The organism is Paraperlucidibaca sp. (assembly GCF_982810325.1).
In genome coordinates this window covers 61,456-77,684 of sequence record NZ_CEYEMI010000007.1, presented here as the reverse complement: position 1 = coordinate 77,684, position 16,229 = coordinate 61,456, and the positions used below count along the sequence as shown (strand labels likewise).

The following is a 16,229-nucleotide window of genomic DNA, read 5'->3' as shown; positions in this document are numbered from 1 at the left end:
GATGGCGACGACGACAAAGATGGCGTTGCTAACAGCGCTGACAAATGCCCAGGCACACCAACCAATGTGGTTGTGACTGCTGATGGCTGCACGAAAGAACTAGTTGAAACAGTTAGCCGTGAAATGCGCGTGCTGTTCGATACTGACAAATCAGTTGTGAAACCTGAGTTCCATGACGAAATCGAAGGCATTGCAAAACTGCTGAAAGAATACCCAGCAGCTACTGTTGAAATCCAAGGCCACACTGACTCACGCGGCACCGCTTCGTATAACGATGCCCTGAGCCAACGTCGTGCCGACGCCATTGCTAACGTACTGACCAAGACCTACGGCTTGTCCGCAGATCGCATCAGCTCGAAAGGCTACGGTGCTGCACAACCAGTTGCCGACAACAAAACTGCTGAAGGCCGTGCTAAAAACCGTCGCTCAGTAGCTGTTGCTCAAGGCGAAGTGAAAGTTACCGTTAAGAAGTAATTCCTAACGCGTAATGCAAAAAAGCCACCTTCGGGTGGCTTTTTTATACTCGAACTTCCACACATTTAATCAGCACAAGAATTGTGGCAATAGTTCAGGTATACTTTGCGCCCAATTTTTGACCGCCGCGCGAGACCTATCTTGTCTATCAAGCAAATCCGAAATATCGCTATTATCGCTCACGTTGACCATGGCAAAACTACGCTCGTCGACAAGCTGCTACAGCAATCGGGCACCTTCGGCGATCGCGGCGGTGATGTCGAGCGCGTCATGGACTCCAACGATTTGGAGAAGGAACGCGGCATTACCATTTTGGCAAAAAACACTGCCATCAAATGGACTGACCCGCGCGATGGCCAAGAGTACGGCATCAACATCGTCGACACCCCAGGCCACGCCGACTTCGGTGGCGAGGTTGAACGCGTACTGTCGATGGTCGATTCTGTCTGCCTCTTGGTTGACTCGGTTGATGGCCCAATGCCACAAACCCGCTTCGTGACCATGAAAGCCTTCGCTCGCGGCCTCAAGCCCATCGTTGTGCTTAACAAAGTTGATCGCCCAAGCGCTCGCCCACATTGGGTTATGGACCAAGTTTTCGAATTGTTCGACAACTTAGGCGCTACCGATGAGCAGCTCGACTTTCCTGTCGTCTACGCATCTGGCCTCAACGGCATCTCTGGCTACGAAGCTGACAAGCTCGGCACCGACATGACGGCGTTATTCCAAACCATTATTGATCGTGTTGCGCCGCCAGAAGTCGATGTTGACGGCCCATTCCAGATGCAGATTTCATCACTCGATTACAACAGCTATGTTGGCGTTATCGGCATCGGTCGCATCACTCGCGGTCGTGTCAAAACCAATACGCAAGTCACCATCGTCGATAGCGAAGGCAAAAAGCGTAACGGCCGTATTTTGCAAATCATGGGCTATCACGGCTTAAACCGAGTTGAAGTGCCAGAAGCAGATGCAGGCGACATCATTTGCGTCACCGGCATGGAAGGCTTAGGCATTTCCGACACACTGTGCGACCCACAGTGTGTTGAAGCATTGCCATTGCTCTCCGTCGACGAACCCACCGTGAGCATGACATTCCAAGTCAACAACTCACCATTTGCCGGTCGTGAAGGCAAGTATGTGACCTCGCGTAACATCAAAGATCGCCTAGAAAAAGAGCTTATCCATAACGTCGCTCTGCGCGTTGAGCCCACCGACAGCCCAGACCGATTCAAAGTCTCAGGCCGTGGCGAGCTGCATTTGTCGGTGCTCATCGAAAACATGCGTCGTGAAGGTTTCGAGATGGGCGTGTCACGCCCTGAAGTAATTTTCAAGGAAGTCGACGGTGTGAAATGTGAGCCCTTCGAAAATGTCATTTTCGACGTTGAAGAGCAGCATCAAGGCGGCGTCATGGAGCAAATGGGCACACGCCGCGGCGACATGACCAATATGATTCTCGACGGCAAAGGTCGTATTCGTATTGAAGCCACAGTGCCTTCGCGCGGCCTCATCGGCTTCCGCTCCGAGTTCTTAACCATGACCTCCGGCACCGGCATCATGACCGCCAGCTTCTCGCATTATGGCGCATTGAAATCAGGCGATGTCGCTAAGCGTCAAAATGGCGTACTAATCTCCATGGTGCAAGGTGTCGCTCTCGGCTACGCCCTGTGGAACTTGCAAGAACGTGGTCGCCTCCATATTGGCCCACAAACTGAAGTCTATGAAGGCATGATCATTGGCCTGAACTCACGTAACGATGACATGGCGGTTAACCCCACCAAAGCTAAACAGCTGACCAACGTTCGTGCTTCCGGCACAGATGAAAACATTGTGCTGACTCCGCCAATTCGTTTCACATTGGAGCAGGCGCTAGAGTTCATTGAAGATGATGAGCTAGTCGAAGTGACACCGAAGTCCATTCGTCTGCGCAAGCGTCACCTGACCGAAACTGACCGTAAGCGTGCCAGCCGTAACTAAGCTTCACGCTCTACGCTCCAACAAAAATGCCGCTTAATTAGCGGCATTTTTGTTTGTGCTTTAAGCGAAGGCTTAAGCCAACGTCATCAAAGCATCCTTAAACCATTCCGGCATAGGTGTTTTACGCCCCGTTTCTGGGTTAACGCACACTTGAATTGTCTCGGCCTCGGCAGCCACTCGCTGCATTTGCTCACTGAACAAAGCGTAGTGAAAAACAACCTTGTCCTCACCCGCAAGCTCGGCACGCACGCCAATGTGTAGCGTATCTGGGTAGACTACTGGCGCTTTATAGCGGCAACGCGCATCAGCAATAACCAAGCCCGTGCCCTCTTCAAATAGTCGAGGGAAGATTCCCATCTGCTCCATCAGCGTTAGTCGCGTATTTTCTAAATACTTAAAATACACCACATTATTGACGTGATTGAGCGCGTCCATGTCGCCCCATTGCACCTTGGTCGAGAGCACCATGGGATACGCTGCTTGCAAGGCCTCTAACGACGCCGGACCGCGGGTTGCTGGTGCAGAGCTCACGCCGGCTTCTCAGGCGTCCAACCACTGGCCCGCTCATAGTCATCGCCGCTTAAGTATTTTTCTAGCTGCTCATCTAAAAATGCTTTCGCTTGCGGATCGAGCACGCTTAAACGGTTTTCGTTAATCAGCATGGTTTGGTGACGAAGCCACTGCATCCAAGCCTCTTTAGACACGGTGTTGAATAACTCTTGGCCACGCTCACCGGGGAATGGCGCAAACGCCATTCCTTCCAGTTCTTGTTTGAGTTTTCGGCAATAAACCATGCGCGTCATGAACTCGCCTCCAGGCGCGCGCCTAAGCGCTGCAATAATGAATAAATGGGCGCGGGGAAACCTAGCGCCGGTAGATCGGAGAGTGTAACCCAGCGACCGGCAGCTTCGGAAACCGCCAAACTCGAAGTGGCCTGAATAATCACAGGCTTAATGTTTAAACGAAAATGCGAAAACACATGCACAAACTCAGGCAGGCTTTCGGCTTGCGTAGGCAATGGCGTATCGCTCGGCCATTCTGGGAAGCTCCAGAGGCCGCCCCAGATGCCTGAGCTTGGTCGCTGAGCCATCCATGCTTGATCATCATGCAAATGAATCGCTAGCGTGACCTCACGCAGTGGCACGGGCTGTTTTCGTTGCTTTTCGGGATAGCGCGTGGGCTCGCCTTGAGCGTAGGCAATACAGCCATCTTGCACAGGGCAGCGCTCGCAGGCCGGCTTAGTGCGCGTACACAGCGTGGCGCCCAAATCCATCATGGCTTGCGTGTAGTCTCCGCAGCGCTGAGTCGGCGTTAAGGCGTCGGCCAGAGACCAAAACTGCGTTGCTACTGCGGCCTTCGCCGGATCGCCCGCAAGTGCGTGATAACGCGCCAAAACTCGCTTCACATTGCCATCGAGAATGACCGCACGCTGACCAAAGCCAAGTGATAAAATGGCACCGGCGGTGGAGCGACCGATGCCGGGCAATGCCACTAACTCATCTAAACTCGCCGGCAGCTGCCCGTCGTGACGCTCACAGGCTAGCAGCGCTGCCTTGTGCAAGTTTCGCCCACGCGCGTAATAGCCAAGCCCTGTCCAATGATGCAAAACATCATCGATAGAGGCGCTAGCAAGATCGGCGAGCGTCGGAAAACTTGCCATAAAGCGCTGAAAGTAGGGCAGAGCGGTACTGACTTGGGTTTGCTGCAGCATGATCTCCGATACCCATACGCGATATGGGGTGACGTTTTGCTGCCATGGCAAATGCTTGCGGCCGGCATGGTCGAACCATGCCAAGACCGCATCAGAAAAATTAACGTTTGAAGAGGTCAAAGATTTGCTTCACAGCCTCTTTTTGCGCGGGATCGAGCTTCTCTGTGAGCTTTTCCTCTAATTTACCTTTTTGCTTTTCAACTTCTTCGCCTAAACGAGCCTTGGCAATTTGCCCAACAATGCCCTCCATACCGGCTTTGTCTAGGCCGCAGAGTGTGGCTAGGCTGCCTTGCAAATTACCATTGCAACGAACTGGGATGGCGTATTCAGCCATCTTGGCGTTTTTCTCGCCCCAGTACTTTTTGTCGAGCTTGAGCTGAAAGCGGTAGTCGACATCGTTGGTCTGCAAGTTATATGTGCCTGCGCCAGCAACTTGCATATCCTTGAGGTCGGCCTTCATTGACTCGTTGCGCACCACGCCTTGGTCAAGTGTGATGTCGCCTAATAGGCTAACGATATCGGTATTGCCGATTTTCGACTTCAGCTCTTCGCTGTTATGGCCAGTCAGCATTGGCAGCAGCGCCTGATATTTGCCGAGGGCGTTAAATAGCGCATCGCGGATATTCACGCCTTTAATCACGCCATCATTTAGGCGCAATGTGTTCGGGCCTTTAGCTGAGCTGATCCACTCATCAGTAGTGTTGCCGCGTACCGTGACATTACCATTGAAGTTCATGCGGCCAGCAAACACATCCTGTTTCAAGGCTTTTTGCGCAATGGGCCCGAGGTCGATTTTGTTTAGCGTAGGCTTCAGTGTGATCACTGGCTTGGCACCCCGAACATCGATATTAGCGGGAACACTGAAGCTGCCATCAGCCACTTGGCCACGGAACTCGCTGACATTAACTAGGCCATCGCGGGCGGTTGCAGCCAAGCTTAGTTGCGTGATCGGGTAGCTCATAATCGTGAGCGCGCCGGCTTTCAGGCCGATGTCGAGATTTTGCTCGCGCAATAACTTAACTGGCAAAATTGCTTCTGCGGCTTTTTTAGCCTGACCTTTATCTGCTGGCGTTTTATCAGTCAGCGCTTTTTCAGGCGGCAAATAATTATCGGCATTGAGCTTGTCGAGATTTAATCGAGCATAGATGCGTGCCTTCGGTAGCTCACGTACACCCGCCTCACCAGTAATATTGCTGCCATCGAGTGCAATGCGCAGATCTTTTGCCAAGACATTGCGCTCATCACCACTGATATTCGCGCTCAAGCTGACATTACTCAGCGCTTTTGGATCTTTTGTCACTGGCGGCGTAATGCCTAAATTTGCCATGACATCGCGCGGATTAAAGCTATTGGTGCTGAGCTTACCGCTGGCGCGCATGCCGTCGGTGATATTAGCGGCGCCATTGACTAGTGCCGGCAACTTCACTGATACATTGGCCTCTAAGCGAATTTTGTCCAGCGTCGCTACTAGCTTCGGCACAGTGATATCGCCGAGTTTCCAATTTGCATTTACTGAGGTGTCTAGCGTTACGGCTATGGGCTTTGTCAGCGCCTTATCTGTCACTGTCGTGGTTAATTTTAACGGATTAACCACGGCTTCGCCTTTAGCGATATCAGCCTTAATGTCTGCATTAATGGTCGCGCTAATCGGCGCAGGGCGAGTCGGATCGGCGTAGATGACGTCCAATACCATGCCATTAATCGCGTGTTGCTGCGCTTCAATATCAACATCGATAGATGCTGCTTTCAGAGCAATCGATATCGGCGCCGGCAACATATTGCCAGACAGCGCGCTATTGAGCGTGAGATCTTCAATGTGCGGCTTTTTAGCATCCAGGTTGAGAGTAACAACTGCGTTCAAACTATTTTCAGCGGTGACTTTCTTACCGGCTTCATCAGCTTGGGTGACATTAAAGCTGGCAGAAAGTGGAAATGCCTTTTCAGGATCGATGTCTGTTGCATGCACCGTGACCTTATCAACTGTGCGCGTTACGCCCGCCTTTTTATCAACCAAGGTTAGCTGCGTATTGGTGATATCTAAGCTCTCAATATTGAACTTTACTTCTTTTGAAGTGTCATCTTCATCTGGGCTTTTCAGCTTAGCCAGCAAGGTATCCCAGCTAGTTTTGCCATCGGCATATTGCACGAAGCGCACATTGGCACCATCTAGCGATACCGCATCGACAGAGGCTTGGCCATCTAGCAAAGGCATTAGCTCAACCGACACGCTGGCTTGCTGTACGGCAACCAGTGTCTCGCCTAGAGCAGGGTCTTTTAGGCTAGTTTCGCCAAGAGAAATACCAATGCTCGGATATAGCTTCCAGGCTAAATCTCCAGTTAGCTGAAGATCCATGTCGGTCTTTTTCTTCACTACGTCGGTGAGCGCTTGCTTGTAATCGTTGGGGTCGAGGACAAATAACACATAGCCCGCCAGCGCGGACACGCTGAGCAGCACCATGGCCACGATCCCGGCAATCCATTTTAATAAGCGCTTCATATACTCTCCTAGCAAAAGACGACCTGCTGATGGTTAACGACTCTACCGTGCTGCGGATGACCTCGCCAGTCCTACATCTTATGCCCGAGCGTAGAAAATAGGGTTTGACAGTCGCGATGCTAAATCTCACAATTCTAAGAATCATTCTCATTTATAACGTTGAGTTGCCGTGCGTCTCTCTGAACTTTCGCGTTTTCAAACCGCTGTGGTCGAGCAAGTAGAGGCTATCGGCCCTGCTGACAATATTGCCCAGCGCCTTGGCGTTATTGGCTTTGTGCCCGGCGAAACGGTGCGCATAACCGCCACCGGCCCCGTTGGTGGCGATCCATTATTGGTGCAAATTGGCTTTACGCGCTTTGCTCTGCGCCGTAGCGAGGCCTCACGCGTGATCGTCTCACTGGTTCAGTTATGACAGATATTTCTCGTATTGCTCTAGTCGGCAACCCTAATTGCGGCAAAACCTCGCTGTTTAACCAGCTCACTGGCACGCGTCAAAAAGTCGCAAACTACGCCGGTGTCACGGTTGAACGCAAAGAAGGCCGCATCCTTTTGCCATCAGGCGGGCAAATGCTGGTGCTCGACCTACCGGGCGCCTACAGCCTCAATGCCACTAGTCCAGACGAGGCGATCACCCGCGCTGTTTGCCTTGGCGAGCTTGCCGATGAGCCAGCGCCTGACCTTATTGTCTGCGTTGCCGATGCCACCAACTTGCGCCTGCATTTGCGCTTTGTGCTTGAGGCGATGCGCTTAGGTCGCCCCATGATTTTGGCACTAAACATGATGGATGCTGCGAAACGCCGCGGCATTACCATTGATGTTGCTGCGCTGAGCGCGACACTGGGCATTGAGGTCGTAGAAACGATAGCTACACGCCGCGATGGCGTAAATGCGCTGCTGCAAACGCTAGATAAGCCTCTCACTCGCCAGTTACCAGAGCCTGTTGCCGGCGACTTGCACCAGGCTGTGCGCGATATGTTGGCCGCCTGCGTGATCATGCCGCGCACCACCGATGCTCGCGACGACGCCATCGATGGCGTGGTACTGCACCCAATTTTCGGCTTAGCGCTGCTGGCGATATTGATGTTTTTTATCTTCCAAGCGGTGTTCTCTTGGGCCGAACCTTTCATGAATGGCATCGAGTTCGGTATTGGTGAACTTGGCGCCCTCAGCACGCAATCATTGCCCGATGGCCTTTTGCGCAGCTTACTCAACGACGGCATTTTCGCCGGCGTCGGCAGCGTATTAGTGTTCTTGCCGCAAATTCTCATCCTGTTTTTCTTCATTCTGCTGCTCGAAGAATCCGGCTATTTGCCGCGCGCCGCATTTTTGCTCGACCGCCTGATGTTCAAAGCCGGCCTCACTGGCCGCGCCTTTATTCCACTGCTGTCGAGCTTCGCCTGCGCCATCCCTGGCATCATGGCCACGCGTAGCATTTCCGACCCGCGCGATCGCCTCACCACCATCATGGTCGCACCGCTGATGACGTGCTCTGCGCGCCTACCGGTCTACACCGTGCTAATCGCAGCGTTTATCCCTGCGCAGACGGTTTGGGGCTTTTTAAACCTGCAAGGCATCGTCTTATTCACCTTATATTTCGGCGGCATCGCCAGCGCCTTACTGGTCGCCTACGTAATGAAATGGCTGCAATCTGACCGCAGTGAGCACGCACTATTGCTCGAATTGCCCAGCTATCGCCTGCCAGACTGGCGCAGCATTGCCATCGGCCTTTACGAGCGCATGTTGATCTTCGTTAAGCGCGTTGGTGGCATCATTTTCGCCGTCACCATGCTGCTTTGGTTCTTAGCCAGCTTCCCTGGTGCGCCAGCCGATGCAGTTGGACCTGCCATCGATTACAGCTACGCCGGCCAACTCGGTGCCTTTTTAGCGGTGATTTTTGCGCCTATCGGCTTTAACTGGGAAATATCCATCGCCCTAGTGCCCGGCCTAGCCGCGCGCGAAGTCGTCGTTGCAGCACTGGGCACGGTCTACTCCATGTCTGGCAATGAAGACTTGGTCGCCAATCAACTCAGCACGCTAATTTCTCAGCAATGGTCGTTGGCCACCGGCTTATCACTCTTGGTTTGGTTTGTTTTCGCGCCCCAATGCTTATCTACCCTAGCCACCGTGCGCCGCGAAACTGGCTCATGGCGTATCGTAGGCATCATGACAGCCTACTTGTTTGGACTTGCTTACTTGGCATCATTCATTACCTACCAACTAGCCCTGGCCCTGCTATGAACGCCGAACTCCTGCTGCAATGGTTGGTGATTGCGCCGCTGATGCTGTGGAGCACCTGGCGGGTGGCAAAGCAGTTTGCGCCAAGGAGCATAGCGGCCATGCAAAATCGCTTCGCCCAAGCGTTGGTCAAGCGCGGCTATCCGAGAGTAGGTAGTTGGATGCAAAGTGGTAGTACGGATGCAGGCTGCGGTAGTGGTTGCTCTAGCTGCAATGCTTGCGGGCCATCAACACCTGAGATAAAAGATACGCCTGTGCAATGGCGCGATACCGGTCCACGCTAAACGAAGAAGAAATGCCTGGAGCGGATGGTGGGAATCGAACCCACGGCTCTAGCTTGGGAAGCTAGGGTATTACCATTATACGACACCCGCATGACGCGGCAGGTGCATGCTAGAGCGTCATTGTAGCGATGCACCTAGCCGCGGTCGAGAAGCAAGTTTACTTATCTAGACCAGCCTCTACGGCTACATCTAGCGCTGCATAATCCTCACTACTCAATACTCTCCGGCCCGCCGCACTTTCTTGTGTGCGCATGCAGGTCGCCAATTGCGCCAAGACATCGCGACCCATGGTTGCCGGGTGGATGGCAAAGCCACTGAGGTGGCGCGCATCATCGCTACCAATAGCCCACGCAGCAGCGATAGGCTTGGTGTTAAACCAGCCAACATAAAGCGTGGCATCTGGGCTTGGTGCTTTTGCACTCAGCGCCGGCTTAAAGCGCGCTAAACGCTCAATAAGTTCAGGCTCAAGTGGTAAAGAATGGACTCTGGCGATCAGCGGCATGACATCGGCTCGTTAGGCTTTTGCCAAGTGTAGAGCATGACAGCGCGCACAGGCCATGCAGTTTCGCGCGCGCGGGGCTATAATACTTTTTTCGCTAACCAAGTAGAGGATGGGCATGAGCGCTCGCCAAGCAGAAGTGGTGCGTAACACGAGAGAAACTAAGATTCGCGCACGCGTGAATCTCGATGGCACAGGCCAAGGCAATCTGAATACTGGCATGGCTTTCCTCGACCACATGCTCGACCAAGTTGTGCGTCACGGCCTCATCGACATCGATATCACCTGCGATGGTGATCACTTCATCGATGATCACCACAGTGCCGAAGACTGCGGCATCACACTAGGCCAAGCCTTTGCGCAGGCATTAGGCGATAAAACCGGTGTCCGTCGTTATGGCCACGCTTATGTGCCGCTAGACGAAGCATTGTCGCGCGTAGTGATCGATCTTTCCGGTCGTCCTGGCTTAGAAATGCACTGCGAATTTACACGCAGCAGCATCGGCAGTTTCGACGTCGATCTATTTTTCGAATTCTTCCAAGGCTTCGTCAATCATGCTGGCGTGACTTTGCACCTTGACAATCTGCGCGGCAAAAACTCGCACCATCAAGCCGAAACGCTGTTCAAAGCCTTCGGTCGCGCACTGCGCATGGCTGTTGAGCTTGACCCACGCATGAGCGGCCAGATGCCATCGACTAAGGGCTCGCTGTGACCTCAGTTGCCGTACTCGACTATGGCATGGGCAATCTGCACTCGGTCGCGAAAGCGCTAGAGCATGTTGGCGCCACAAAAGTGGTAATCACTGACGATGTTGCGATCATTCGCGCCGCTGACCGCGTGGTATTGCCCGGTCAGGGCGCGATGCGCGACTGCATGGCGGCGATGCATGAACACGGCATCGCCGATCTAGTCGATGAGCTCATCCACAGCAAGCCTTTACTCGGTATCTGTGTTGGCATGCAGGCCATGCTCACGCGCTCTGATGAAAATGGCGGCGTCGATGGCCTCGGCTTATATCCTGGCCACGTGAAATTTTTCACCGACGTGCCGGCCGTTGATGCGCAACGCCTAAAAGTGCCGCACATGGGCTGGAACACCGTGAGCCAAGTGCGCGAGCATCCACTCTGGGATGGCATTGCCGATGGCTCACGCTTCTACTTTGTCCATAGCTATTACTGCCAGCCAGATGATCCTGCGCTTAGCGTCGGCAGCTGTGATTATGGCCTGCCATTCTCCTGCGCCATCGCTAAAGATAATGTCTTCGCTGTGCAATTTCACCCCGAAAAAAGTGCGCACGATGGCCTGCGCCTGCTACAAAACTTTTTACGTTGGAACCCCTAATTTATTCGCTGGCCGCTGAGCCGTTGCGCTGGAGCATTCGATGTTAATTATCCCCGCCATTGACCTCAAAGACGGCGCCTGCGTTCGTCTAAAACAAGGCCGCATGGAAGACGATACGGTGTTTTCCGACGACCCCATCGGCGTTGCAGCGCAGTGGGTTGAGCAGGGTGCCCGCCGCCTGCATTTAGTCGACCTTAATGGCGCTTTCGCTGGCGAACCAGTCAATGGCGAAATCGTGCGTGCAATTGCCACGCGCTGGCCAAAATTGCCGGTGCAAATCGGTGGTGGCATTCGCTCATTAGAGACCATCGAGGCCTATGTTCGCGCTGGCGTGTCGTATGTCATTTTGGGCACAAAAGCAGTGAAAGAGCCTGCATTCGTGCGCGAAGCCTGCCGCGCATTTCCGGGCAAAATCATTGTCGGCATCGATGCTAAAGATGGCTGGGTTGCCACCGATGGCTGGGCTGAAGTTTCCAGCGTGCAAGCTGTCGATCTGGCACGCCAATTCAAAGCCGACGGCATCAGCTCCATCGTTTACACCGACATCGCCCGCGACGGCATGATGCAGGGAGTTAACGTCGAGGCCACAGCCAAACTCGCTCGCGATTCGGGTCTGCCCATCATCGCCTCTGGCGGCGTGACTAACTTGGATGATATTCGTGGCTTGCTTAAAGTCCGCGGCGACGGCGTGATTGGCACTATCACGGGCCGTGCGATTTACGAAGGCACGCTGGATTTGGCAGAGGCACAGGCTTTAGCTGACGCCTAAGATTCACGAACTAAAGCCAAGCTCAGATTTTGTGCTTTTTGACACACCAAATAAGGACTTTCCATGAGCGACTTGCCCGCCTGCCCAAAATGCCAATCGGTATACACCTACGAAGATGCCGGCAATTATATTTGCCCTGAATGCGCACACGAGTGGTCGACAGTCGCCGTAGAAGCTAGCGATGACGTACGTGTGATCAAGGACGCTAACGGCAATGAGCTCAACGATGGCGATACCGTGACAGTGATTAAAGACCTGAAGATTAAGGGCACGTCGCTGGTAGTGAAGGTTGGCACGAAAGTGAAAGGCATTCGCTTAGTCGATGGCGACCACGACATCGATTGCAAAATTGACGGCATCGGCGCCATGAAGCTGAAGTCGGAGTTTGTGAAAAAGGCCTAAGGCTTTAATTCATCTTTGCAAAGCTGCTCGTCTAGCGCGCAGCTGCCGCTTTTAAGCTCAAAGCCACCGCCTCTGCAATCTTAATACCATCGACGCCGGCAGATAAAATTCCGCCGGCATACCCCGCACCCTCACCGGCTGGGTACAAGCCCTTGGTATTGATGCTCTGCATATCGGCACCGCGCTTAATGCGTATTGGTGACGACGTGCGCGTCTCGACACCGGTCAATATCGCGTCATTCATGGCATAGCCACGAATCTGCTTATTAAATGCCGGCAAGGCCTCACGAATGGCTGCAATTGCGTACTCAGGCAGACTTGCATCCAGCTCGCCGAGCTTCACACCGGGCTTATAGGATGGTTCTACACTACCCAATGCGCTCGATGGTCGCTGCGCGATAAAGTCGCCAATAAGCTGTGCCGGCGCATCGTAATTGCTGCCACCAAGCAGATAGGCCTGCGACTCCCATTGCCGCTGAAAATCGATGCCGGCGAGTGGGCCGCCGGGATAGTCTTCGGGCGTGATGCCGACCACGATGGCACTATTGGCATTGCGCTCATTGCGCGAATACTGGCTCATGCCGTTGGTCACGACCATCTCAGGCTCAGACGAAGATGCCACCACCGTGCCGCCAGGGCACATGCAAAAGCTATACACCGAGCGGCCATTTTTGGCGTGATGCACTAGCTTATAGTCCGCCGCACCTAAAATTGGATGACCCGCCTGCGGCCCGAAGCGGCAAGCATCGATCATCGATTGTGGATGCTCAGCGCGGAAGCCAATAGAGAAGGGCTTAGCTTCAACATATACGCCACGCGCGTGCAGCATCTTAAAGGTGTCGCGAGCACTATGGCCAATCGCCAACACGACATGGTCACTGCGAATTTGCTCGCCGCTAGCCAGCGTGACGCCGCGCACTTGGTCATTCTCAATATGCAAATCTTCCACGCGCTGATTAAAACGAACCTCGCCACCAAGATCGATGATGTTTTGTCGCATCTGCTCAATCATCGTGACCAATTTAAAGGTGCCGATATGTGGCTTGCTGACGTATAAAATCTCCGCTGGCGCGCCGGCTTTAACAAACTCGGTCAATACTTTGCGGCCGTGATGCTGTGGGTCTTTAATCTGGCTATAGAGTTTGCCATCGGAGAAAGTGCCGGCACCGCCTTCGCCAAACTGCACATTGGACTCGGGCTCTAGCACGCGTTTGCGCCATAAGCCCCAGGTGTCTTTGGTGCGTTCGCGCACGGCTTTACCACGTTCGAGTACGATGGGTTTTAGGCCCATTTGCGCCAAAATCAACGCAGCGAAAAGTCCGCATGGACCAAAGCCAATGACGATAGGGCGCAAGAAGTCTTCGCTTGGTGCGTCCGTGACAAATTGATAGGTCGTATCAGGCGACGGGCCAATATGCACATCATTGGCCAAGCGCAGCAACACAGCGGCTTCGTTGCTCACGTTCACATCGAGACTATAGATAAGCAAAATATGGCCGCGCTTACGGGCATCGTAGCTGCGCTTATAGACGTTAAAGCTGAGCAGATCGCTGGCTGCAATGCCCAGCCGCAAGACAATGGCTGAATGCAGCGCTTCGTCTGTGTGCTCTAAGGGCAGCTTTAGGTCGGTTAGTCGCAGCATGATGATTCTCTTCGTATCTTGTGGTGCGCGTGTTGTCGTCGCATTTTATGGCTTAGCGCTAAGTCTAAATTTCCGAGCACGCGTTATAGGCTGCGAATATACAGCGCCTCAACCTCAGCGCGCGCCCACGGTGTACGGCGCAAAAAAGTCAGGCTAGATTTGATGCTGGGATTGTCTTTAAAACAGCGAATATCTACCACGCGGGCCATTTCCGCCCAGCCATACTTCGCGTGCAAATGCGTCACTATGCTTTCCAATGTGATGCCTTCCAGCGGGTCTTTGCTACGTTTGTCGTTCACAGCCACCTCTTAGGCAAATTGCCCAGCGGCATGGCCAGATGCCCATGCCCATTGAAAGTTATAACCACCAAGCCAACCAGTCACGTCGAGCACTTCGCCAATAAAATACAGGCCTGTTTGGCGCTGACTCTCCATGGTGCGCGAGGATACCTCATTGGTCGAAACTCCGCCCAAGGTCACCTCAGCGGTGCGATAACCCTCCGTACCAGAGGGCCGCAATGTCCAGCCGTTTAGTGCTGCTGCTACGCGCTTAAGAGCCGCATCAGACCAATCCGCCATGGGTTTTTCAGCTTCGCCAAGCCAGAGCAAAGTTTGCAATTCATGCACCAGAGCCTTAACCAAAAACGGTGCTAGCAGAGTTCTTAGCAATACTTTCGGCTGAGCTTTTTTCTGCGCAATCAACCAATCGCTCAGAGTCATCTCACCCCATGGCGACGTTGGCAGCAAATCGATCTGCACTGGCTGGCCTAGCTGCCAATAATTCGATGCCTGCAGTATCGACGGCCCGCTAATGCCACGATGCGTAAACAGCATATTTTCGTGAAAGCTCGGCGCGTCATCATGGCTGCTCACCACAGTATCGAGAGCAATGCCGCTCAAGCGCTCAGTCACAGCTTTCATGCCGTCACTAAAAGTCATTGGCACAAGGCCTGCGCGTGTGGGCAAAACTTCATGACCAAACTGGCGCGCAATTTCGTAGCCAAAACCGCTAGCGCCCAGCGTTGGGATGGACAGGCCGCCAGTAGCGACAACTAGCGATTCGCAACGAATTTGCTCCTGGCCAAGATGCACTGTGAAGCCACTAGGCTTTTCAGCGATCTCCGTGACACTGGCATGGCTACGAATACGCACACCGACCGCCTCGCACTCATTCACTAGCATTGCCAAAATATCTTTCGCCGAGTCATCGCAAAAAAGCTGGCCATGCTTGCGCTCGTGATAGGCAATGCCGTGTTTTTCTACCAACGCAATAAAATCCCACTGCGTATAGCGGTTCAGCGCCGACACACAAAAGTGCGTATTTTCACTGATGAAATGCTCAGGCTCGACCTGCATATTGGTGAAGTTGCAGCGGCCGCCGCCCGACATCAAAATCTTTTTGCCGATCTTATTGCTGCTATCGAGCACCAACACGCGACGCCCACGTTGACCTGCCGCCATGGCGCACATTAGCCCCGACGCGCCGGCACCAATAATCACCACATCAAATTGTGCAGACGCCTGCGCCACGGATTCACCTCGCCGAATATTTATGGCCGCGAGTATAGTCGCTCGCGCTAGCGGCACCCATGATAAAATGCGCGCTGACTCTTATTCGGTACCTCGCCATGACGCTCGCTAAACGCATAATTCCCTGCCTCGATGTTGATCAGGGCCGTGTCGTCAAAGGCGTTAAGTTTCTCGATATTCGTGATGCTGGCGACCCGGTTGAAGTCGCCAAACGCTATGACGAACAGGGCGCAGATGAGATCACTTTTCTCGACATCACTGCCAGCGTAGAAGGCCGTGACACCATGGTGCGCACGGTTGAACGCATGGCATCGCAAGTATTCGTGCCGCTCACCGTTGGCGGCGGCATTCGTGAAGTAGCTGATATTCGTCGCATGCTCAATGCCGGCGCTGACAAAGTCAGCATCAATTCCGCAGCTGTAAAACGCCCTGAGTTTGTCTTGGAGGCCTCACAACGTTTTGGCGCGCAATGCATCGTCGCCGCCATCGATGCCAAACGCGTATCACTCGCGGGCGAGCCTGGGCGCTGGGAAATTTTCACGCATGGTGGCCGCAATCGCACCGGCATCGACGCCGTAGCATGGGCTGAGCGCATGGCCAAATACGGTGCAGGCGAGATCTTGCTAACCAGCATGGATGCCGACGGCACCAAAGCGGGCTATGACTTGGAACTGGTGAAGGCCATTACCTCAGCGGTGCGCGTACCAGTTATTGCATCCGGCGGCGTCGGTAACTTGCAGCATTTATGCGATGGTATTTTGCAGGGCGGGGCTGATGCAGTGCTAGCGGCGAGCATTTTCCATTTCGGCGAATACACCGTGGGTCAGGCCAAAGACTTCTTGGCCGACCACGGTATTTGTATGCGTCGCTAG

At 53.6% G+C, this 16,229-nt stretch carries 18 protein-coding genes and 1 tRNA gene; 10 read left to right on the top strand and 9 right to left on the bottom strand.

The features are described from left to right. The coding region (locus tag AC3DKE_RS04555) for an OmpA family protein (protein WP_487990145.1) at positions 1–474 on the top strand (474 nt) is incomplete at its 5' end. Between the two features lie 141 nt (positions 475–615). Then, complete coding sequence (gene typA / locus AC3DKE_RS04550; protein ID WP_411729631.1) at positions 616–2,448, top strand: translational GTPase TypA; 1,833 nt, start codon at positions 616–618, stop codon at positions 2,446–2,448. 72 nt (positions 2,449–2,520) lie between these two features. Here the strand turns inward: typA and AC3DKE_RS04545 are convergent, their stop codons facing one another. The 4 genes from AC3DKE_RS04545 to AC3DKE_RS04530 are packed head-to-tail and all read right to left on the bottom strand — an operon-like array spanning position 2,521 to position 6,656. After that, entirely contained in the window at positions 2,521–2,979 is a 459-nt protein-coding gene (locus AC3DKE_RS04545) for an acyl-CoA thioesterase (protein ID WP_340675824.1), read from the bottom strand. After that, positions 2,976–3,251: an oxidative damage protection protein gene (locus tag AC3DKE_RS04540; RefSeq protein WP_340675825.1), complete on the bottom strand. Its 276-nt coding sequence runs from the start codon at positions 3,249–3,251 to the stop codon at positions 2,976–2,978. The genes AC3DKE_RS04545 and AC3DKE_RS04540 overlap by 4 nt, the downstream gene beginning before the upstream one ends. Continuing rightward, positions 3,248–4,279 (bottom strand): A/G-specific adenine glycosylase, encoded by a 1,032-nt coding sequence (gene mutY / locus AC3DKE_RS04535; protein ID WP_411729630.1) that lies wholly within the window; start codon positions 4,277–4,279, stop codon positions 3,248–3,250. The genes AC3DKE_RS04540 and mutY overlap by 4 nt, the downstream gene beginning before the upstream one ends. Then, positions 4,260–6,656 carry an AsmA family protein gene (locus tag AC3DKE_RS04530; RefSeq protein ID WP_487990144.1) on the bottom strand — a complete coding sequence of 799 codons (2,397 nt, stop codon included), beginning with the start codon at positions 6,654–6,656 and terminating at the stop codon, positions 4,260–4,262. The genes mutY and AC3DKE_RS04530 overlap by 20 nt, the downstream gene beginning before the upstream one ends. A gap of 169 nt (positions 6,657–6,825) precedes the next feature. On the opposite strand from AC3DKE_RS04530, the gene AC3DKE_RS04525 reads away from it, so the two are divergent. The 3 genes from AC3DKE_RS04525 to AC3DKE_RS04515 are packed head-to-tail and all read left to right on the top strand — an operon-like array spanning position 6,826 to position 9,175. Beyond that, the gene (locus tag AC3DKE_RS04525; protein WP_340675828.1) at positions 6,826–7,068 is read left to right on the top strand and encodes a FeoA family protein; all 243 of its coding nucleotides are present in this window, start codon (positions 6,826–6,828) and stop codon (positions 7,066–7,068) included. Continuing rightward, a complete protein-coding gene (gene feoB / locus AC3DKE_RS04520) occupies positions 7,065–8,894 on the top strand; it encodes a ferrous iron transporter B (protein ID WP_411729628.1) in 1,830 nt (609 codons plus the stop codon). The genes AC3DKE_RS04525 and feoB overlap by 4 nt, the downstream gene beginning before the upstream one ends. Continuing rightward, positions 8,891–9,175, top strand: a complete 285-nt coding sequence (locus tag AC3DKE_RS04515) for a DUF6587 family protein (protein ID WP_487990143.1) — start codon at positions 8,891–8,893, stop codon at positions 9,173–9,175. Before feoB ends, AC3DKE_RS04515 begins: the two co-directional genes overlap by 4 nt. Before the next feature lie 16 nt (positions 9,176–9,191). On the opposite strand, the gene AC3DKE_RS04510 is transcribed toward AC3DKE_RS04515, so the two are convergent. Next, positions 9,192–9,265, bottom strand: a tRNA-Gly gene (locus AC3DKE_RS04510). Positions 9,266–9,332: 67 nt separating this feature from the next. Then, complete coding sequence (locus AC3DKE_RS04505; RefSeq protein ID WP_487990142.1) at positions 9,333–9,677, bottom strand: hypothetical protein; 345 nt, start codon at positions 9,675–9,677, stop codon at positions 9,333–9,335. A gap of 115 nt (positions 9,678–9,792) precedes the next feature. Here AC3DKE_RS04505 and hisB point away from each other — a divergent pair, with 115 nt between their 5' ends. From hisB to AC3DKE_RS04485, 4 genes are all read left to right on the top strand, one after another. Continuing rightward, complete coding sequence (gene hisB, locus AC3DKE_RS04500; protein WP_340675832.1) at positions 9,793–10,386, top strand: imidazoleglycerol-phosphate dehydratase HisB; 594 nt, start codon at positions 9,793–9,795, stop codon at positions 10,384–10,386. Then, positions 10,383–11,015: an imidazole glycerol phosphate synthase subunit HisH gene (gene hisH / locus AC3DKE_RS04495; protein WP_340675833.1), complete on the top strand. Its 633-nt coding sequence runs from the start codon at positions 10,383–10,385 to the stop codon at positions 11,013–11,015. Before hisB ends, hisH begins: the two co-directional genes overlap by 4 nt. Before the next feature lie 40 nt (positions 11,016–11,055). Further along, positions 11,056–11,784, top strand: a complete 729-nt coding sequence (gene hisA / locus AC3DKE_RS04490) for a 1-(5-phosphoribosyl)-5-[(5-phosphoribosylamino)methylideneamino]imidazole-4-carboxamide isomerase (protein ID WP_340675834.1) — start codon at positions 11,056–11,058, stop codon at positions 11,782–11,784. 63 nt (positions 11,785–11,847) lie between these two features. Then, entirely contained in the window at positions 11,848–12,186 is a 339-nt protein-coding gene (locus AC3DKE_RS04485; protein ID WP_379071706.1) for a zinc ribbon domain-containing protein YjdM, read from the top strand. Between the two features lie 31 nt (positions 12,187–12,217). On the opposite strand, the gene AC3DKE_RS04480 is transcribed toward AC3DKE_RS04485, so the two are convergent. From AC3DKE_RS04480 to AC3DKE_RS04470, 3 genes are all read right to left on the bottom strand, one after another. Then, complete coding sequence (locus AC3DKE_RS04480) at positions 12,218–13,828, bottom strand: NAD(P)/FAD-dependent oxidoreductase (protein ID WP_484216776.1); 1,611 nt, start codon at positions 13,826–13,828, stop codon at positions 12,218–12,220. 83 nt (positions 13,829–13,911) lie between these two features. Then, positions 13,912–14,127, bottom strand: a complete 216-nt coding sequence (locus AC3DKE_RS04475; RefSeq protein WP_379071700.1) for a VF530 family protein — start codon at positions 14,125–14,127, stop codon at positions 13,912–13,914. Positions 14,128–14,136: 9 nt separating this feature from the next. Beyond that, the gene (locus AC3DKE_RS04470) at positions 14,137–15,357 is read right to left on the bottom strand and encodes a BaiN/RdsA family NAD(P)/FAD-dependent oxidoreductase (RefSeq protein WP_340675836.1); all 1,221 of its coding nucleotides are present in this window, start codon (positions 15,355–15,357) and stop codon (positions 14,137–14,139) included. Positions 15,358–15,455: 98 nt separating this feature from the next. Between AC3DKE_RS04470 and hisF the strand changes: the two genes are divergently transcribed. Beyond that, a complete protein-coding gene (hisF, locus tag AC3DKE_RS04465) occupies positions 15,456–16,229 on the top strand; it encodes an imidazole glycerol phosphate synthase subunit HisF (protein ID WP_340675837.1) in 774 nt (257 codons plus the stop codon).